The sequence below is a fragment of the Oceanobacillus sp. FSL W7-1309 genome, assembly GCF_038002145.1.
GTDB classification, from domain to species: domain Bacteria; phylum Bacillota; class Bacilli; order Bacillales; family Amphibacillaceae; genus Oceanobacillus; species Oceanobacillus profundus.
In genome coordinates this window covers 418881-440945 of sequence record NZ_JBBOBX010000001.1, presented here as the reverse complement: position 1 = coordinate 440945, position 22065 = coordinate 418881, and the positions used below count along the sequence as shown (strand labels likewise).

Genomic DNA, 22065 nt, shown 5'->3' with positions numbered 1-22065 from the left:
TATGAATGAGTAGACATCCTTTCTCCAAAAAGAGTCTAACAGAAGCTATTACACCTTGGTTATTCTTACTTCCATCTATTGTGATATTAGTAACGTTTTTAGCAATACCAATTATAGAAGCGTTTCAATGGAGTTTTCTAGATTATAAGATTATTGCAGATACAAGTGAATTTGTAGGTTTTGCTAATTTTAAAGAGATATTCTCGGACGAAATGTTTTGGATGGCATTTGTGAACACAATCTTATATGTTGCCATTGTTCTTCCTTTAAACATATTTCTTCCGATGATTTTAGCCGTTTTAGTTAATCAAAAAATACGTGCTGTTGGGGCTTTTCGGGTGCTTTATTATTTACCAGTTGTAACGCCGATTGTCGTAGCCGCATTAATGTGGAAAATGCTTTATTCCCAGGATGGTACGGTATCCAACTTCTTCGTAAAACTAGGCATAATTGATTCTCCAATGAATTTTTTAACGAATACAACAACAGCACTTATCGCGGTCGCATTTATTACCGTTTGGAAAGGGCTAGGTTACTATATGATTATGTATCTAGCAAACCTGCAATCTATTCCAAAACAAGTGTATGAATCAGCAAGTATTGACGGTGCGAATGGCATACAACAATTCTTTAAGATTACGGTACCGATGATGGTTCCTTCCATGACATTGGTTTCGGTTCTAACTATTATTAACGGATTGAAAGTCTTTGAAGAAATAGCTCTGACAACCAATGGTGGTCCAGCTGGGGCTACTACTACACTTGTTATGTATATTTACGATAAGTTCATGAATTTGGATGTGTCCATTGCTTCTGCTGCTGGACTAGTCTTATTACTGTTAGCCATTATTGGATCACTCATTCAAATGAAGCTAACAAGTGGTCGGGAAGATGATTTGAAGGCTTAAAAAGTGTGTGTTCAAAGGGAGGATAAAAAGGACCAAGAAGTTCAAGGCGGCGAAGCTTTGAGTACCGGGCTTTCACAGGATGTGGTGACTTCTGTATTGTCCACAGGACGTGGACGGTTTTAACAGAAGTTCATTGAATCCCTTAATACGTGAGGAACGGGCTTGCACAGGATGTGCTGACTTCTACGTTGCCCACAGGACGTGGGCGCTCTTAGTAGAAGTTCCTATTTCGCCAACGAGGAAATTCGAAGTGTCATTTTTACCGGACTTTTTGAACAACCTCTAAAAGGAGCTGAAAGAAAGTGAAAGCAAAGACACAAACAAAGAAAATTATCCTCTATATTGTCATGCTCGCAATTTGTGTTGTAACGGTTGGTCCGTTTTTATATACGTTATTTATTGCATTAAAGCCTGCAACACAAGGAATCTATGATGGAATATTACCTGCTAATCCAACGTTTGCAAATTTTGTTGATGCATTTTATAAGACTGATTTCTTACGCTACCTTTTAAACACTATCATCGTAACTGGCATTGCAGTACCGTTTAACTTACTATTCAGCAGTATGGCTGGGTATGCACTTGCCCGAATGAATTTTAAAGGAAGAAGTATTGTTCTTACGCTTATCATCTCTACGATGACCGTTCCTTTCCAATTATATATGGCACCTCTATTTCAAATCGCAGGTGAGCTTGGGTTGCGAAACAGTTATGTAGGTTTAGCTGTGCTGCAGGTTTCGACTGCATTTGGTATTTATTTTATGCGCCAAGCATTCTTGACTGTACCTAAAGAATTGGAGGAATCTGCGTATCTGGATGGTGCGAATCGTTTTCAAGTATGGTGGAAGGTTGCTATGCCGCTTGTGAAACCGACGTTAATATCGCTAGCAATCTATACGTTTACCTTTACATGGGGAGATTACTTATGGCCTCTCATCAACACGACAGAAAGCAGCATGTATACATTATCAATTGCGTTAGCACAAATGTCACAAAACTTTGATGGGGGTAATTTAAAATTAATAAGTGCTGCTTCCATCTTAACGACGATACCTAGTCTGCTCATCTTTATTTGGTTACAAAAATACTTTATTTCCGGACAAACGGATGGAGCAGTTAAGGGATAAGTGCACAATTAAAATTTGGCCAGATCACTATAACGTGATCCGAGTTTGTAAGGAGAGGTACAATGAGAGAATTTATCGCATTTGACATAGGTGGCACGTTAATCAAATACAGTGTTCTCAAAGAGAATGGCAGTATTATTTATAAAAATGAAGTCCCTACCGAGGCAGATTTAGGAGGATTAGAAGTGATCAATAAAGTAAAAAAGATTGGGGATGAACTGCTTCAATCCTATCTTATTGCTGGAATCTGCATTAGCACGGCTGGCCAGGTGGATTCTAAAAAAGGGGAAATACTATATGCCTCTTCCCTCATTCCAAATTATACCGGAATGCAAATCAAAAAAGAGTTGGAAACTTATTTTCAATTACAGGTGGAAGTGGAGAACGATGTAAATTGTGTGGGATTAGCAGAATCTTGGATTGGAAAAGGAAAAGATGTTAAAAGCATGTTCTGCCTCACAATTGGTACAGGAATTGGCGGGAGTTATGTTATCGACAATAAGCTGCACAGTGGTCATAGCTATAGTGGTGGAGAGATTGGTTATATTCCAATTGAAGGAAGTCAATTTGAGGAACTTGCTTCAACAAGAACTCTGGTAAAAAATGTGGCTAAGCAAAAAGGCTTTGCTGAGGATAAGCTTAATGGGAAGGAAATATTTAAATTAGCATTGAGTGGAGACGAGGTTTGCATAAGAGAAATCAATCAGCTTGTGTATTACTTATCAAAGGGGATGGCAACGATTGCCTATATGATGAATCCAGAAATGATTGTGGTTGGTGGAGGAATAACCAATCAAAAGGAATATCTTTATCCGCTTATTAGGAAGCAATTAGAGAAGGATCTTATACCTGCACTACTAGATAAAACGAAAATTGAAATTGCGGGTAATTTAAATGATGCAGGAATGGTTGGTGCATTACGGCATTTCCTACTTCAAGAATCCTTGCAACCTTTTAATCGGATTACGACGATGATTGAATCAAATAAACATAAATTAACCAAAGGCGAAGCTGCCATAGCCAAATATGTAACGATGAATTTAAGCGACGTACCTAATCATACCATTTCTCACATGGCCGACAAAATCAATGTTTCTGAATCGATGATTACGAGATTTTGCAAGAAGCTTGAAATTGGTTCCTACAATCAGTTGCGTATGATGGCAAAAGAAGCAACGATTGGAACAAGGCTTCACGATAAAACAGAGAATTCTAGTCAAGTAGAGATTAAAGAAGACTATATTAACATCTTGAACAAAATCGATACGTTAAACCAATCAGTTGATTTTGGGGAAATTGGATCACAGCTTAGGCTTGCGAAACGCATTATTTTATACGGATCTGAAGAAATGGAATATGTTATGAATCAACTCAAGTATAAAATGATGGAACTTCACATACCTGTTGACGTTTTTTCCAATCGCTATCAAATGGATCGCTCAGTTCACTTACTGGATCAGCACTGCTTAGCAGTGGGATTAAGTATTTCAGGATTTAACGCAAATGTACTAAAAATGCTTGAAGCTGCTAGGAAGTGTAATGCAACAACGATTGGAATGACTAGCCAGCAGGATTCACCGATAACAGAAAGAGCAGATATTACGTTTTTTATCCCTTCCGGCAATGACGTAGGAAAAGTTACTCATTCGATTAGTGAAGTATCCTTATTTTATTTACTTGATACTTTTTTAAAGGAAATACAAACATTGAAAAAAACGAAAGTTATGTAATAAAGAGGTGTGTAAATGAAAATCATCTATACTCCAATTGACGAACGACCTTGTAATACACATGTTGTAGAACGAATCGCAGCTACAGCGAAGGATATTGATTTATTGTTACCCCCTAAGGTACTGTTTGGGTTTAAAAAGCAACCTGCCGATACAGATGGGATGTGGCAATGGATACAGCGTGCAGCTCCTGAGGTGGATGCAATTATTCTTAGTATCGATATGCTTGTCTATGGTGGATTACTTCCGTCTCGTATTCATTATTTGTCGGATGGAACCGTCGAGAAATGGATAGAAAGGTTACGAAGTTTCCATCAACAGTATCCGGCATTACCTATCTATGCATCTAACATGATTATGCGCACTCCTAAGTATAGCTCTAGTGATGAGGAGCCCACCTATTATGAGGAGTGGGGAAGAGAAATTTTCCTGCATGCTTATTTGGAAGACAAGCAAAATGTTAGTGGATTAACGGATGATGAAACAGCTGAACTTATAGCAATACAGCAAAATCTCCCAAAGCAATATGTGGAGGATTATGAAAATCGCCGAAGCTTTAACCTGCATATCAATCAATCTATGTTGGAATTAGTTAAAGAGGGAGTTATTAGTTTTCTTGCAATTCCACAGGATGATAGTGCGGAATATGGTTACACCGCAAGGGACCAAGCTATTGTCGCAGTAAAACGTGAACAGCTCAGGCTTTATAACGACGTTCATATTTATCCCGGTGCAGATGAGGTTGGTGCAACCCTGCTCACTCGAATTTATAATACCCATTATCAGAAGAGGCCAAGAATTTATCCGATTTGGAGCAGCATATTAGGTCCTCAGATTATTCCAATGTATGAGGATCGCCCTTTTGCCGAGAGTCTCAAGGCACATGTTTTAGCTAGTGGTTGTCAGCTGGTTGATCAAGCTGAAGAAGCGGATATAATTCTCGCCTATAATACACCAGGTCGCGTGATGCAAGAAGCTTGGGACCAAGGTAAGAAGGACATAACGTATTCTAGCTTTCGTAATTTATTGCATTTCGTGGATCAGATTGCCTCTTATGTGAAGGAAGGCAAAAAAGTGGCTGTAGCAGATTCTGCATATGCAAATGGTGGTGATTCTCAGTTTATTACACTGTTAGATGAAGCTGGGATTTTAGATAAATTACTTTCTTATAAAGGCTGGAATACAAATTGTAATACGCTTGGTACAACGATTGCCCAAGGAGTCATTGGGATGGATGGAGACCAAACTGTAATCCAACAAAACTTAATTTATCATTTGTTAGATGATTATTTTTATCAAGCCGAAATTCGTATGGAGATGCTAGCAGATTTTCTTGCTGCACATAATCTATCGTATTTTGATTTAAAAGATAAAGCAGACATTGTGAATGCAGAACGAGATAAGCGTTTATGGAAACGTTATAACGACTTATTGATAAATAGCTTTAAGCGATTAAAAATTGAAAAGCTAAAAACTAATGCACCCTGGAATCGGATGTTTGAATGCGGTATAGAACTGGAAACGAAAACAATTTAATTACAAGTCAATCAATTGTAAAAGGAAGGAGTTGACGGGATGAGGAAGGAAGCGGCAGACGTCATCGTTGTCGGCGGGAGTCTTGGTGGATGCATTGCGGCATTGTCGGTAGCAAAAATGGGGTTATCCGTTATGTTAACGGAGGAAACCGATTGGATCGGCGGCCAATTGACAAGCCAAGCGGTCCCGCCTGATGAGCATCCTTGGATTGAGGAGTTCGGTTGTACGACTACTTATCGTCATTTTAGAAATCGTGTACGAGATTATTATAAACAGAACTATGCCTTAACAGAAAAGGCGATGAAGGAAGAACGATTGAATCCCGGAAATGCATGGGTTAGTCGTCTTTCACATGAACCAAAAGTTGCTTTACAGGTACTTGAGGATATGTTAGCACCTTATGTAAACAGTGGAAAACTTCGTATCCTGTTAAACCATAAACCTATTGATGTCCAAACAAGTAGCGAAGTAATAGAATCTGTAGTTATTCGAGATAATGTAAAAGGAGAGCTGGCAGAACTTACTGGAAACTACTTTTTAGATGCTACGGAGTGTGGCGACGTCCTTCCGCTTGCAGGGGTAGAATACGTGATTGGTGCTGAGTCCCAGAAGGAAACGGGCGAGCCGCATGCTCCTTTACAGGCAGATTCAAAAGATGTACAGGCTGTTACACATGTACTTGCAGTCGACTACCTAAAAGAAAGGAATAGTATTATTGAGAAACCCGACCAGTATGATTTTTGGAAACGCTATATTCCGAGTTATTCGAAATGGCCATTACTTAGTTGGTATGCCGTGAATTCTTTGGATACAAGTACGATGAAGAAGTTCACGTTGTTTCCTAACGAACAGGATATTCCAGCTCTTTTTACTTATCGAAGGGTACTAGACGTTACGCATTTAATAGATTCAATATATGACGGTGATGTGTCACTAATAAATTGGCCGCAAAATGATTATTTTTTAGGTTCTATTATTGATGTTACGGAAGAGGAGCGAGAAAAGCATTTAAAAGGCGCAAAGCAGCTAAGTCTGTCTCTTTTATATTGGTTGCAAACCGAGGCTCCAAGATTGGATGGTGGGAAGGGTTATCCAGGCTTACGATTACGTATGGATGTTTTGGGAACGGACGACGGACTTGCTAAATATCCTTATATTCGCGAGTCGCGGAGAATAAAGGCGCAATATACGATAACAGAGAATGATGTTAGTAAAGATTTACGGGAAAGCATTCGCACCTATCCGGATAGTGTTGGCGTAGGAAGCTATCACCTTGATTTACACCATACGACTGTCTCAAATCGCACATTTTATATTCCTACCTATCCCTATGAAATCCCGCTTGGTGCATTGATTCCATTGCGCGTAACAAATCTACTGCCAGCATGTAAAAATATTGGAACCACGCAAATTACCAATGGATGTTACAGACTGCATCCCACTGAATGGAATATTGGGGAGGCAGTCGGATATTTAGCCGCTTACGCCATTGCAAATGAGGTTGAACCAAAGGAAGTTAGACAAAACTCGAAACATTTACAAGCTTATCAACAGTTATTAATCGAAAAAGGTATCGAGCTACACTGGCCAGATGAGATGGAAATCTAAAAAAGAAAGGATATTATACGTTGTTGAATCGAACGAAAAAAACCTTTCATAGCAATATATTAAAACAAGATTATGAATACTGCGTTTTAACTTCAGACGAGGAAACAGAGGAAGCTTATCTTTTATATGTTCAGGACGGAAAAGATTATTTAGAACTTGGAGAATTAGAGAATGCATTCCAAAATTTATTGGAAAAACAACCAGAGATTGCTAGGAAGTTAGTTTTTATACTTGTGCACCCAGGGAATTCGATGGACAGGTGGAACGCCTACCATCATAAGGGAAAAAAATTTAAACAATACCTCACCTTTATGACAGAAGAATTTTTACCAGAAGTGGAAGTAGAAATCGGTAGGAAGATAGTCCGTCGTGGTCTTCTAGGGGATTCATTAGCAGCAAATATATCGCTAAACATTGCAGGAATGAGTCCAGAGACATGGACACATCTCTTGTTGCAATCGGCAGCTGTTTCCGAAAAGGATATTGAAATGGTAGAACAATTAAAGCATGTGCAATGGCGCGTTTATCAAACTGTTGGAAAATACGAAGATGAATATGTTTCGTTGCTTACAAATGAAAACTTATATATTTTGACTCGAAATCGAGAATTACACGAAATGTTAGTGAAAAAAGGTGCACGGATTGTATATTCCGAGCAGGAAGAGAAGCATGAATGGCGTTTTTGGAAGTCGGATTTAATGAATGCGTTAGAGTTTTTCCTTTTTACTTCTTAGTTTGTTTCTTGGAGTTTGGCCTGGCGCGATGCTCAGCTCGAACTGCAAACGGGTTACATCTTTAAAGGAGGTGATGTATTCGCTTGTTTTGTCGTTTGTATAGAGATAAATAAATAGAAAACATCCATCAACGTAATAGGTTGCTAATAAATTTTTTTGGAGGTAAAGAAAATGAGAAAATGGTTTAGTATGTTACTGACTATTGTTTTGTTTTTGACGTTAGCAACCCCAATTCAAGCAGCACCTGGGAGAGGCCTTGAGAAGGTCCTTTCTAATCTTGTAAAAAATGAAAACATTAAAGGGCGTGTGCTTTGGTATGATTTATCTGCAAACATTCACAACCTAGATACACCTGAAAAGGTAGCAAATATTGTGGAAAAAACAGCGAATGCGAATATCGACACCATTGTTTTAGATGTGAAGAATTATACTGGTTTCGTCGGCTATGACAGTGATATTGCGCCACATATGAGTACAGCGGAGATTGCCGACTATGGCGATTTTCCAGCTGGCTATGATTTACTGGAAACAGTTCTTGATGAAGCAGATAAGTACGGTTTGGAAGTTTTAGCGAATATCAATGTTTTCTCAGAAGGAAACAACACGTATAAAGATGGTCCAGCTTTTGATCATCCGGAATGGCAATCCCAATTCTATACGGCCGTACAAATCGTTGAGGCAAAAAATGGAGCGACAGTGCCATTAGATGGGGTGAATACAGAAAGAGGGGAAAACCAAATTATTTTATTTACTCCTGATAAATATGATGTTTCCCCTTCTAATCGCTGGGGAGTTGAAGTTCAAGTTGTTGATGGCGTAATCTCTCAAATCGAAGACAGAGTGGCTACGAATGGAGAGGCTTTAGAAATTCCGGAAAATGGTGTCGTGTTATCTGCCCATGGAAAAGCAAGAACTTGGGTATTGGAAAATCTGAAGGTTGGTGATCCAGTTGCACATGAAGAGTCTGAAACGAGGATTATACCAGCTTCAGAATATCCTTCTTCTTCAGTGTTTGTAAATCCAATCCAGGAAGATGTTCGTAACTATGAATTGAGTATTATAGAAGAGCTAATCACGAACTATGATTTAGATGGTATTGTGCTTGACAGAGCAAGATATTCGAATGAACATGCTGACTTTAGTGATTTAAGTCGTGAGCAATTTGAAAAATATATTGGCGAGGAAGTGACTAATTGGCCAGAAGACATCTATGAAATCCAGTTAGATGGAACAGAGCAGATAATCGTTGAAGGACCGTTATATAAAGAATGGGTTGAATTCCGTGCACATAATATCCAATCTTTCTTCAAAGATGCAGAAGATCTCATTCATTCTTATGACGATGATTTATTGTTTACCACCTATGTTGGTTCTTGGTATCCACTCTACTATAATGAAGGTGTAAACTGGGCAAGCAAAGATTACAAGCCAGAGTATGATTGGGCTAGCGAAGACTACCATAAAACTGGTTATGCTGAATATCTCGACTTCCTCATGACCGGTAATTACTATTATGATGTAAGTATTGAAGAATCGGATGCTTCCGACTTGCCGTATTGGTATAGTGTCGAAGGGTCTGCACAGCTCGTAATGGAAGTAGTAGATTATGCTGCACCAGTATATGGTTCTCTCTATCTTCAACAATATGAAGGTGACCCAGAACAATTCCGAAAAGCAATCCGTACATTAGAAGATAACACACATGGGATTATGTTATTCGACTTAGTATATCTAGAAATGTATGGTTGGTGGGATATTATAGAAGAAGAGTTTGCTAAAGATACGAAAGCACCACATCAAATTCCTGGGCTATTGAAAATGATTCGCAAAGATAAGTAAGATAATGTGACCTTGACCAAAACTTCAATTGGTGGAAAATTTTTTAGATTTCCGCTGATAGAGGTTTTGGTTTTATTTGTTCATTATAGAAGAGTACTAGTTTAAAGAAGCAGGGAAATAAACTGCTGATATTTGCTTGTATCTCCCTTCATATTATTCAAACTACCAACAAAATTACTAGATTTTTATCTTAATTTTCCAAAAATAGTAAACTTGTCTGATTGTTTTAGTTGTTTTTCGCTGATAATCTATTAATGAGGTAAAAAAACATTTTTACGAGGAGGAGTAAGATGAGCGATCGGAAAAAAGTGTGGTTCGAAGATGCCGAACGTAAACTTGACCCTGGCTTAGTGGAACAATTACGAAATTCTCGAAAAGTACCCAAACAGGAAAACGACAACAAGGAAATCCCCATTATCGTTTATTTGAAAAAGAATTGCGATCAAGGCAAAAAAGACGACCTCCTGAAAGTATGCAATGCTGACTCCCAAAACAAACTAGGTAGAGAACTCCGAAGTATAAATGCGATGCAAGGACATTTAACACCTGATAGAATAAAAGAAATTAAAGATCATGAAGCAGTAGATCGAATATTTTATGATCGGATTGTAACTTCCTTTATGGATATTGCCTGTGAGCAAACAGGAGCTGTGAAAGTTAGAGAACAGCTTGGGTTAACTGGGAAGGGCGTTACGATTGCCGTAATTGATACTGGTATCCATCCACATGAAGACTTGACCAATCCAGAAAATCGAATAATAGCTTTTCAAGACTTAATAAACGGTGAAAGTGAAGCCTATGATGATAATGGACATGGCACCCATTGTGCTGGTGACGCTGCTGGAAATGGAAGCCTGTCCAATGGAAAATACGTGGGGACAGCACCAGAAGCCTCACTCATTGGAATAAAGGTTTTAGATGAACAAGGGAGTGGGAGATTATCCACCATTATTGAAGGCTTGGAATGGTGCATCGATCATAAAGAGGAGCATAATATCCGTATAATCTCACTCTCACTTGGAGCTCCTGCTTATGAATCGTTCAGGGATGATCCATTAGCATTAGCTGCTCAATCTGCGTGGCATGAAGGAATTGTTGTATGTGCTGCTGCTGGAAACAGTGGGCCTTCTGCAGCAACTATCAGCACTCCTGCAATCGACCCATTTATTATTACAGTTGGATCAACGGATGATCAGAACACATTAGAGCGCGCAGATGATGTGATAGCAGATTATTCTAGTAGAGGCCCTACAATTGATACGTTCGTTAAACCGGACATTTATGCACCAGGTACAAATATTATTTCCTTGCTAGCTCCGGGATCGGCGCTTGAATCTGAATTGCCGGAGATGGTTATTGACGAAAACTATATTCAGTTGTCTGGTACATCGATGGCAACTCCGATTTGTGCGGGTATCATTGCCCTAATGCTAGAGGCTAATCCGAGTCTCAGTCCAAATGATATTAAGAGTATTCTAAAAGCAACTTCTCACCCAACACTAGATGATGTATGGGGATATATTGAAGCGGAGAGTGCTGCCCGTATGGCACAGAATTATTTAGCTCCGGCTGAAGCCATTCCGGAAAGTTAAATAAGAAACGAAAAGGGAGGACAAATCGTTCTCTCTTTTTTATGCCTCTTTTTGCTGTAAGGGATTTTATGAAGGTCTTTAGAAGCATTACAAATATCTTGCATTTCCATACATTTCTTTATCATGCAATTTACAGTCATTTAATAGATTTTCTCTATAATTAAAGACAAATACGGGTAAAGGGAGAGATTCAGCTCATGATACGAAAATTTACGGTTTTAGCATTGTCGGCAATATTCTTTATGTTTATTTTTGCAGTTCCTGTATTCGCATCGAATGGAAAAAGCGAAATGGTTAATGTTGCACATCGCGGTGCTTCAGGACATGCATCAGAAAATACAATGGCTGCATTTGAAAAGGCATTCGAAATGAAAGCTGATTTTATAGAAATTGATGTTCAAATGACACGAGATGGAAGATTAGTAGCTATTCATGATACAACCGTAAATCGTACAACCAATGGTAATGGATTTGTTGGAGATTATACTCTAGAAGAAATTCAGCAATTGGATGCAGGCAGCTGGTTCGGAGAGGAATTTGCAGGTGAACGGGTTCCTACTTTTGAGGAAATAATAGATGAATATCGCGGAAAGATAAGAATATTAATAGAATTAAAATCTCCTGAATTATATCCAGGCATGGAAGAAAAAGTTGCTGAGGCTCTGATCGAGCGTAATATGCACAAGCCTAATAACGGTAAAATTATTATTCAGTCATTCAATCATGAATCGGTACAGCTATCAAAGCAACTTCTGCCAAATATCCCACATGGGGTTCTTGCTGGATTAACATGGGCGGATGTTACGGATGAACAGCTAGCACAATTTGCAACATATGCTGATTTTTTCAATCCAAATATGAATATTGTCACAGAAGATCTGGTTGACCGTGTTCATCTCGCTGGGATGGAAATTTACGCTTACACTGTACGAACTCAGGAGCAAGCAGATAACTTATTTGAACTTGAGGTTGATGGTATCATTACGGACTTTCCTGAGTATGTTTACCGGCATCCGGTGAAGAATTGAGGAATCTGAAGTGGTTAGCAATCTTGTAATGGAATATTCGAATAAATGCGTAGAATTCATCTGTGTTTAAGGAAGTGGACATTAGGCTTTTAATGTTAAGAGTTAAATATATTATCATATGAAAATAAATTACTAACCGTTTACCAATAGAGACTAGATTAAAGATTTGGTAATAATTTATAAGCACACTCACTTGGCGAGTGTGCTGTTTTGTGTGGTGGTGTAGTGCTTAATGTGTAAGGTATAATTTGAAAAAACAGCAAGAATACATCCATTATATAGGATGTACCAAAAGCCTCGGGAGTATGGATGGGGCATAACCGACTGCCGTTACAATGGCTTGAGGCGTAGGTATTGCTACTTGAGGTCATGAATCAAGAGCTGACCTCATAATCATATCTTCTAATGGATAATCAGTAAGTATATTTACCTAGTGTTAATTTTGATCAAATAGAGCATAAGATCTATAAAATAATGTTATAATTCTATATATTAATATTATTAATGATATAGCTGTCATTAATTATCGTACATCATTTCTGTCGTGTGAAAGACAGAAATAAATGTACTTCATAGAATAAGGAGTATAACAGTGTAAGGAAAAATATTATCATTCTAAAAATAAAGGGGTAAGAAAATGGACAATAATTTAAAGGAAGATCGATCGAATCATGATGAAGTGGTAGATACAGATTTATTTTTTCGTTCTTTGTTTACGTATAATCCTGATATCGTTTTTTTTGCAGATAAAGAGGGGGTTATTGCATCAGTAAATGAAGGGTTTACGGATGCCCTAGGTTATTCAAAAGAGGAAATTGCATTATACCCGTTGGAAGAAATTCTCTTAAAAAGTGAAGTCCCTAAGTTTAGAGCGTTATTTAATAGTACCCTTTCTGGAAGAATTGAACATGATAATACTGTTATCGTTCAGAAAAATGGTGCTCCACTTCAAGTGGAAATACATATTATTCCTGCCATATCAGAAGGAAAGACGATTGGTATTTTTGGGATATTTAAAGATCGGACAGAATTGAATACAGCGAAGTATGAGCTGACTGAATCGGAATTGAAGTTTAGAAGTCTCGTTGAAGAATCTAGCTTTGGAGTTTTTATTATACAAAATAAAAAATTAGTTTACGGGAATCCGAGGCTATCCGAAATTGTTGGTATACACTCATCAAATGTTAGCTCGGATTTCGATATTTACCACTATATACATCGAGCAGATCAAGCTATATTTCTATCTATAATTAATAATCTAATGGATGGGGAAGAAAGTATTGAGCAATCCATCAGAATGATTAAAGTAGACGGGAGTAGGATAGATGTAGAGTTCCGTGTGAAAAAGGTTTTATATCACAATTATTCAACAATCATTGGGACAATTATTGATATTACGGAACGTAAAAAGGCTGAGGAGTTGAATAACTTCTTGGTCTATCATGATGCATTAACAAAGCTTCCAAACCGTAGATTTCTGAATGAGAAAATAGAACAGGAAATCGTTATTAGTAATACACTAGAAAAACGATTTGCGCTAATGATTTTAAACTTAGATCGTTTCAAGTATGTGAATGATACGTTGGGTCATTTGACCGGTGATAAGCTACTTAAAGCATTTTCCGATAGATTAAAAGAGAAGCTTGAGGATGAAGCGGTTCTTACAAGGGTAGATGGAGATGAATTTGTTATTTTATTACCCAATATCGTAAATTCAGAGCAGGTTATAGCATATGCGAAAAAGTTGATCGAATCAATCGATCAGCCATTTCATATCGACAATTATGAACTTTTTGTTTCTACGAGTATTGGGATTAGCTTTTATCCAAATGATGGAAAGGATTATGAAACAATTGTCAAGCATGCTAATTCTGCTTTGTACAAGGCTAAAAGCAAAGGAAATAATACATATCAAATTTATACTTCCTCATTGGATGCAGAAACATATAAAACCTTTACACTTGAGTCAGATCTTAGAAAGGCATTGAAGTTGAAACAGCTAGAAATGTATTATCAGCCTAAAATATGTACAAATTCGAATCAAATTATCGGTGCAGAAGCTTTAATTCGCTGGAATCATCCAGAATGGGGATTAGTTAATCCGAATGAATTTTTACCATTAGCAGAAGAAACTGGGCTAATTGTGGATATAGGCAAATGGATTAAAGAAACAGTATGTATCCAAAATAAAGCATGGCAGGATAATGGGTTGCCGGCTATCCCTATTTCTATCAATCTATCCGCACAGCGTTTTATGGAAAAAGAAATGCTTGTTAATATCTCAAATATTTTACAAAGGACGAAACTTGACCCTAAGTACTTGGAAGTTGAAATACTTGAATCGTCACTTCTGGATAATGAAACGATGATTCTCTCTATGTTGGATGATTTTAAGAAGATGGGCATTCGGGTTTCATTAGATGACTTTGGGACAGGCTACTCATCACTTTCTTACTTGCAGAAATTTAAAGGGCGAATCGATACATTAAAAATAGATCGTACATTTATTAATGGATTAAGTCGCAAGGATTCTGAATCAACCAATTTTATTACAAAAACAATTATTGATTTAGCTCAACATCTTAATATGAATGTTATTGCGGAAGGAGTGGAAACAAATGAACAGGTGGAACTATTAAAAGAAATGAATTGTAACGCAATACAAGGTTATATATTTTCAAAGCCTGTTTCAGCAGAAGCGTTTGCTGCACTTCTGCAAAAAAGTAAAATCAAAGTTGAAGCACCATCCAATGAAGAAAAAGTAACTGATAATAGAAGAAATTATTTCAGGATTGACCTTGATATTCCATTAAAAGGATCTATGACACTTACACGTATTCTTGGAAGAAATGTTGAACTTGGAAAAGCAGAGGTGCTAATTGAAGATATTGGATTAGGTGGTCTGCGGTTTTTATCCGATATAAGGCTAACTGTCCATCAAGACATTATTTTAGAATTTGAAGCAGAGATATTGGGAAACATAGTTAATCTGCAAGGTACAGTTGTCTGGATGAAGGAAATAAGATATGGGATATATCAGTATGGAATTGAATTTATATTCGATGATAATGTTCAGTCTGATTTAACGCAAATACTTAATAGATTAGCTATTGTATTAAGAAAAAATCCATCTCCTCCTGATTCTAGTTTTGTGACAGTAAATAAATATAGTTTTTTTAGGGAGTGAAAATAGTAAAATCCAACATAGACTTTGAATATGGAATCTTTGGTTACTCTTTCAATTGTGCTTCATCTGAAGCTGTTTAGAAAAACGAAACCTAAGAAGAACCTGCGAGATCGTTTCATTAAAATGAAAAAACCGCATGAAATCAATTAAAACTTGATTTCATGCGGTTTTATTTTTGCATTTTTACTCCAAAACGGTTAATTTTGTTTTATCTCGGTAAGAATGTCTAGGATTAAGATTTCTTTCTTGCTTCTTAATAAAGTAATTTTCTACCTATGTAATGAAAGGAGAAGTCAAATGGAAAACGACTGGGATATAGCGAAGGATTCTCTTTCCAAAATCACTGTTTCATCAAATCCTAATAATGAGCCTGTCACGATAAGTGGGGGCGCTAAAGATTTGAAGTGTATTGGTGTAGGTACAGATGCGGCAGTTTTTCAATCGATTCATGCTCCAGCTTATGTGTTTAAAAAATATGCAAAGGACAAAATTGATAAAGTTAAAGTAGAAGCAGGTGTTTATCAGATAATAGATGACTCTTCTTTCTTTTCAACATGTTTTGCTGCGTATGATGAATACCTCGTTTTAAGCTACGAGGAAGGGATGACTCTCTTTGACTGCGTTTTACAAGGGATTCACATTCCAGAGCAAGTTATAAATGATGTGGAGGATGCCCGGGAATATGTTCGTAATAAGGGTCTTAACCCACGTGATATCCATTTAAAAAATATATTACTTCAAAACGGAAGAGCAAAAATACTCGATGTTTCTGAATACATTCAGCCAGGTAATGATTTCAGATGGGAGCATCTAAAGAAAGGCTATGAACAATACTATCACTTAATTGATGGACATTCTGTACCTTACTGGTTAGTTAACACGGTACGAAAATGGTATAATCACCGAGATAAATATTTCTCTTCATATGAAGAGTTTATAAAATCCATTTTAAATTTCCTGTATAAAAAATAGGACACAAGGTTGATATTACGAAAGGAGTTCAAGAGAAAGGGTAAGGAGCGCCTAAATATATCAAACGATTGTAAAAAACAATTGAGATCAAGTTAATTGAATGTAAAAGGGGAGGGGACAGGTTTCTCATCCAAACAAATTTCATCATCCTCTTATTTTGCGGGTAGATGTTATATATAGGAGAATTACTATCATGTTAATAATAGTAGAGAATTACCATTAAACTTTGGTGTTTCTTCACTTTTCGGTTAAAGGTAAAAATAGCAGCTTGTTTTGATTACATTTTATTGCAAAAAAACTTGTAGTCATTTAGAAGAACAGATGATATCAATTTAATCGGATATCATTAGATCTTTCATATCTTAACTATAGAAGTGACTAGGGACAGAAGTTGACCCAGCATCCCACCAAAGAATATTAAATCTCGATAATAAATAGTATTGCAATAGCTGTCTATCTATGTTATATTAAATTTCTGCCACAAAACGGAGCTAAAAATAATAAAAAAGTTGTTGACTTTTAGTTTAATAGTGTGGTAAATTATTTCTTGTCGCTAAAAAAGTTCAATGCAAACAAGAAAATAATTCGAAAAAGTTATTGACATTATATTTTAATCTGTGATAGATTAATAAAGTCGCTTTAAAGAAGGCGGCAAACAAATTTGCTCTTTGAAAACTGAACAAAACAACCAGTATGTCAAGAAAAAGGAAACTCGTTTTTCTTTTTAAAACAAGTAGAAGTCAGCTTCTACAAAAGCTAAGTATTACAAACTTTTATGGAGAGTTTGATCTTGGCTCAGGACGAACGCTGGCGGCGTGCCTAATACATGCAAGTCGAGCGCAGGAAATAAACAGAACCCTTCGGGGTAATGTTTATGGAATGAGCGGCGGACGGGTGAGTAACACGTGGGCAACCTGCCTGTAAGATCGGGATAACTCGCGGAAACGTGAGCTAATACCGGATAACACTTTTCATCTCATGGTGAGAAGATAAAAGACGGTTTCGGCTGTCACTTACAGATGGGCCCGCGGCGCATTAGCTAGTTGGTGAGGTAACGGCTCACCAAGGCGACGATGCGTAGCCGACCTGAGAGGGTGATCGGCCACACTGGGACTGAGACACGGCCCAGACTCCTACGGGAGGCAGCAGTAGGGAATCTTCCGCAATGGACGAAAGTCTGACGGAGCAACGCCGCGTGAGTGATGAAGGTTTTCGGATCGTAAAACTCTGTTGTTAGGGAAGAACAAGTTGGGTAGTAACTGACCCAACCTTGACGGTACCTAACCAGAAAGCCACGGCTAACTACGTGCCAGCAGCCGCGGTAATACGTAGGTGGCAAGCGTTGTCCGGAATTATTGGGCGTAAAGCGCTCGCAGGCGGTCTTTTAAGTCTGATGTGAAAGCCCACGGCTTAACCGTGGAGGGTCATTGGAAACTGGAGGACTTGAGTACAGAAGAGGAGAGTGGAATTCCACGTGTAGCGGTGAAATGCGTAGAGATGTGGAGGAACACCAGTGGCGAAGGCGACTCTCTGGTCTGTAACTGACGCTGAGGAGCGAAAGCGTGGGTAGCGAACAGGATTAGATACCCTGGTAGTCCACGCCGTAAACGATGAGTGCTAGGTGTTAGGGGGTTTCCGCCCCTTAGTGCTGAAGTTAACGCATTAAGCACTCCGCCTGGGGAGTACGGCCGCAAGGCTGAAACTCAAAAGAATTGACGGGGGCCCGCACAAGCGGTGGAGCATGTGGTTTAATTCGAAGCAACGCGAAGAACCTTACCAGGTCTTGACATCCTCTGATACCTCTAGAGATAGAGTTTTCCCTTCGGGGACAGAGTGACAGGTGGTGCATGGTTGTCGTCAGCTCGTGTCGTGAGATGTTGGGTTAAGTCCCGCAACGAGCGCAACCCTTGATCTTAGTTGCCAGCATTCAGTTGGGCACTCTAAGGTGACTGCCGGTGACAAACCGGAGGAAGGTGGGGATGACGTCAAATCATCATGCCCCTTATGACCTGGGCTACACACGTGCTACAATGGATGGAACAAAGGGAAGCGAACCCGTGAGGTCAAGCCAATCCCATAAAACCATTCTCAGTTCGGATTGTAGGCTGCAACTCGCCTACATGAAGCCGGAATCGCTAGTAATCGCGGATCAGCATGCCGCGGTGAATACGTTCCCGGGCCTTGTACACACCGCCCGTCACACCACGAGAGTTGGTAACACCCGAAGTCGGTGAGGTAACCTTTTGGAGCCAGCCGCCGAAGGTGGGACTAATGATTGGGGTGAAGTCGTAACAAGGTAGCCGTATCGGAAGGTGCGGCTGGATCACCTCCTTTCTAAGGATTATTACGGAACCCTACCTTCGGGTAGGAAGGACATACTGTGTTGTTTGGTTCAGTTTTGAGAGAGTAAAAAAGATCTCTCAAAGGATTGAAGGATCTTCTGTTAAAACCCGTCACGTCCTGTGACGAACACAGAAGTCACCACATCCTGTGGAAGCTTGTACCTTGAAAACTAAATAAGAGTAACAACGACATCAATATTTTTAAATAAAAGCAAGGCTAATAAATTAGTACGCTTATTTACTGTAACTTAGTTAAGTGAATAAGGGCGCACGGTGGATGCCTTGGCACTAGAAGCCGATGAAGGACGGGACTAACACCGATATGCCTCGGGGAGTTGTAAGTAAACTTTGATCCGGGGATTTCCGAATGGGGGAACCCACTGTTCGTAATGGAACAGTACATGCATCTGAATACATAGGGTGCATGAGGTAGACCCGGGGAACTGAAACATCTCAGTACCCGGAGGAAGAGAAAGAAAAATCGATTTCCTGAGTAGCGGCGAGCGAAACGGAAAGAGCCCAAACCAGAAAGCTTGCTTTCTGGGGTTGTAGGACACTCCACTCGGAGTTACCAAGGAATTCTTTAAATGAATCGACCTGGAAAGGTCAGCCACAGAAGGTAACAGCCCTGTAGTTGAAAAAGAATTCCCTCCGGAGTGTATCCTGAGTACGGCGGAACACGTGGAATTCCGTCGGAATCCGGGAGGACCATCTCCCAAGGCTAAATACTCTCTAGTGACCGATAGTGAACCAGTACCGTGAGGGAAAGGTGAAAAGCACCCCGGAAGGGGAGTGAAATAGAACCTGAAACCGTGTGCCTACAAGTAGTCGAAGCCCGTTAATGGGTAACGGCGTACCTTTTGTAGAATGGACCGGCGAGTTACGATCGTATGCAAGGTTAAGTGGAAGACACGGAGCCGCAGCGAAAGCGAGTCTGAATAGGGCGAATGAGTATGCGGTCGTAGACCCGAAACCGTGTGATCTACCCATGTCCAGGGTGAAGGTCAGGTAACACTGACTGGAGGCCCGAACCCACGTATGTTGAAAAATGCGGGGATGAGGTGTGGGTAGGGGTGAAATGCCAATCGAACACGGAGATAGCTGGTTCTCTCCGAAATAGCTTTAGGGCTAGCCTCAAGAAATAGAGTACTGGAGGTAGAGCACTGATTGGACTAGGGGCCCTCACCGGGTTACCGAATTCAGTCAAACTCCGAATGCCAGTTACTTTTACTTGGGAGTCAGACTATGGGTGATAAGGTTCATAGTCGAAAGGGAAACAGCCCAGACCGCCAGCTAAGGTCCCAAAGTATACGTTAAGTGGAAAAGGATGTGGAGTTGCCCAGACAACCAGGATGTTGGCTTAGAAGCAGCCATCATTTAAAGAGTGCGTAATAGCTCACTGGTCGAGTGACTCTGCGCCGAAAATGTACCGGGGCTAAACGTATCACCGAAGCTGCGGATTGTTCTTACGAACAATGGTAGGAGAGCGTTCTAAGTGCTGTGAAGTCAGACCGTGAGGACTGGTGGAGCGCTTAGAAGTGAGAATGCCGGTATGAGTAGCGAAAAAAGAGTGAGAATCTCTTTCACCGAATGCCTAAGGTTTCCTGAGGAAGGCTCGTCCTCTCAGGGTTAGTCGGGACCTAAGCCGAGGCCGAAAGGCGTAGGCGATGGACAACAGGTAGATATTCCTGTACCACCTCATGATTGTTTGAGCGATGGGGGGACGCAGTAGGATAAGGAATGCGCACTGATGGATATGTGCGCCCAAGCAGTGAGAAAGTCAGATAGGCAAATCCGTCTGGCAATTTCAAGCTGTGATGGGGAGGGAAATTTAGTACCGAAGTTCCGGATTTCACACTGCCAAGAAAAGCCTCTAGTTAGATCATAGGTGCCCGTACCGCAAACCGACACAGGTAGGCGAGGAGAGAATCCTAAGGTGAGCGGGAGAACTCTCGTTAAGGAACTCGGCAAAATGACCCCGTAACTTCGGGAGAAGGGGTGCTTCATTTACATGGAGCCGCAGTGAATAGGCCCAAGCGACTGTTTAGCAAAAACACAGGTCTCTGCGAAGCCGAAAGGCGAAGTATAGGGGCTGACACCTGCCCGGTGCTGGAAGGTTAAGGGGAAATGTTAGCCGCAAGGCGAAGCTTTGAACCGAAGCCCCAGTAAACGGCGGCCGTAACTATAACGGTCCTAAGGTAGCGAAATTCCTTGTCGGGTAAGTTCCGACCCGCACGAAAGGTGCAACGACTTGGGCACTGTCTCAACGAGAGACCCGGTGAAATTATACTATGCGTGAAGATGCGCATTACCCGCGACAGGACGGAAAGACCCCGTGGAGCTTTACTGTAGCCTGATATTGAATGTCTGTGCAGCTTGTACAGGATAGGTGGGAGCCTTGGAAACCGGAGCGCTAGCTTCGGTGGAGGCATCCGTGGGATACCACCCTGGCTGTATGGACATTCTAACCCAGGACCGTGATCCGGTTCGGAGACAGTGTCAGGCGGGCAGTTTGACTGGGGCGGTCGCCTCCCAAAAGGTAACGGAGGCGCCCAAAGGTTCCCTCAGAATGGTTGGAAATCATTCGTAGAGTGTAAAGGCACAAGGGAGCTTGACTGCGAGACCTACAAGTCGAGCAGGGACGAAAGTCGGGCTTAGTGATCCGGTGGTTCCGCATGGAAGGGCCATCGCTCAACGGATAAAAGCTACCCCGGGGATAACAGGCTTATCTCCCCCAAGAGTTCACATCGACGGGGAGGTTTGGCACCTCGATGTCGGCTCATCGCATCCTGGGGCTGTAGTCGGTCCCAAGGGTTGGGCTGTTCGCCCATTAAAGCGGTACGCGAGCTGGGTTCAGAACGTCGTGAGACAGTTCGGTCCCTATCCGTCGTGGGCGTTGGAAGTTTGAGAGGAGCTGTCCTTAGTACGAGAGGACCGGGATGGACACACCGCTGGTGTACCAGTTGTTCCGCCAGGAGCATCGCTGGGTAGCTACGTGTGGAAAGGATAAGTGCTGAAAGCATCTAAGCATGAAGCCCCCCTCAAGATGAGACTTCCCATCACTTCGAGTGAGTAAGATCCCTCAGAGACGATGAGGTTGATAGGTTCGGTGTGGAAGCGTGGTGACACGTGGAGCTTACGGATACTAATCGATCGAGGACTTAACTAAATTCTTTATTTGATGTCTTGTTTACTCTTATTTAGTTTTTAAGGTATAAACCTAAAAAAAATAGGTCTGGTAGCAATAGCGAAGAGGTCACACCTGTTCCCTTGCCGAACACAGAAGTTAAGTTCTTCAGCGCCGATGGTAGTTGGGGCTTTGCCCCTGCAAGAGTAGGACGCCGCCAGGCAAAAGATTATTTCACAGTACCTAAATGGTAGCACAACGACTATTTGTCGATTGATCGTGGATTCGAAGTTTAACTTTTGAAATCTACCTGTGAAATTATTTCTTTGTTTATA

At 40.2% G+C, this 22065-nt stretch carries 11 protein-coding genes and 3 rRNA genes; all 14 read left to right on the top strand.

Features of this window, described 5'->3' with window-relative positions:
• Positions 1 to 5: 5 nt before the first annotated feature.
• Positions 6 to 908 carry a carbohydrate ABC transporter permease gene (locus NST46_RS02035; protein WP_095313890.1) on the top strand — a complete coding sequence of 301 codons (903 nt, stop codon included), beginning with the start codon at positions 6 to 8 and terminating at the stop codon, positions 906 to 908.
• 302 nt (positions 909 to 1210) lie between these two features.
• A complete protein-coding gene (locus tag NST46_RS02030; protein WP_341136668.1) occupies positions 1211 to 2035 on the top strand; it encodes a carbohydrate ABC transporter permease in 825 nt (274 codons plus the stop codon).
• A 62-nt stretch (positions 2036 to 2097) separates the two neighbouring features.
• Positions 2098 to 3765: an ROK family protein gene (locus tag NST46_RS02025; protein ID WP_341136667.1), complete on the top strand. Its 1668-nt coding sequence runs from the start codon at positions 2098 to 2100 to the stop codon at positions 3763 to 3765.
• A gap of 15 nt (positions 3766 to 3780) precedes the next feature.
• Entirely contained in the window at positions 3781 to 5301 is a 1521-nt protein-coding gene (locus NST46_RS02020) for a DUF4127 family protein (RefSeq protein WP_341136666.1), read from the top strand.
• 39 nt (positions 5302 to 5340) lie between these two features.
• Positions 5341 to 6909 carry an FAD-dependent oxidoreductase gene (locus NST46_RS02015; protein WP_341136665.1) on the top strand — a complete coding sequence of 523 codons (1569 nt, stop codon included), beginning with the start codon at positions 5341 to 5343 and terminating at the stop codon, positions 6907 to 6909.
• A gap of 23 nt (positions 6910 to 6932) precedes the next feature.
• Positions 6933 to 7643: an alpha/beta hydrolase gene (locus NST46_RS02010; protein ID WP_341136664.1), complete on the top strand. Its 711-nt coding sequence runs from the start codon at positions 6933 to 6935 to the stop codon at positions 7641 to 7643.
• Positions 7644 to 7814: 171 nt separating this feature from the next.
• Positions 7815 to 9482 (top strand): alpha amylase family protein, encoded by a 1668-nt coding sequence (locus NST46_RS02005; protein ID WP_303451323.1) that lies wholly within the window; start codon positions 7815 to 7817, stop codon positions 9480 to 9482.
• 290 nt (positions 9483 to 9772) lie between these two features.
• A complete protein-coding gene (locus NST46_RS02000; protein WP_341136663.1) occupies positions 9773 to 11074 on the top strand; it encodes a S8 family peptidase in 1302 nt (433 codons plus the stop codon).
• 197 nt (positions 11075 to 11271) lie between these two features.
• Positions 11272 to 12102 (top strand): glycerophosphodiester phosphodiesterase, encoded by an 831-nt coding sequence (locus NST46_RS01995; RefSeq protein WP_341136662.1) that lies wholly within the window; start codon positions 11272 to 11274, stop codon positions 12100 to 12102.
• Between the two features lie 637 nt (positions 12103 to 12739).
• Complete coding sequence (locus NST46_RS01990; protein ID WP_341136661.1) at positions 12740 to 15289, top strand: EAL domain-containing protein; 2550 nt, start codon at positions 12740 to 12742, stop codon at positions 15287 to 15289.
• A 297-nt stretch (positions 15290 to 15586) separates the two neighbouring features.
• A complete protein-coding gene (locus tag NST46_RS01985) occupies positions 15587 to 16261 on the top strand; it encodes a serine/threonine protein kinase (protein WP_095313905.1) in 675 nt (224 codons plus the stop codon).
• 772 nt (positions 16262 to 17033) lie between these two features.
• A 16S ribosomal RNA gene (locus NST46_RS01980) occupies positions 17034 to 18595 on the top strand.
• Positions 18596 to 18853: 258 nt separating this feature from the next.
• A 23S ribosomal RNA gene (locus NST46_RS01975) occupies positions 18854 to 21772 on the top strand.
• 65 nt (positions 21773 to 21837) lie between these two features.
• A 5S ribosomal RNA gene (rrf, locus tag NST46_RS01970) occupies positions 21838 to 21953 on the top strand.
• The 16S, 23S and 5S rRNA genes sit together here, the layout of an rRNA operon.
• Positions 21954 to 22065: the final 112 nt, after the last annotated feature.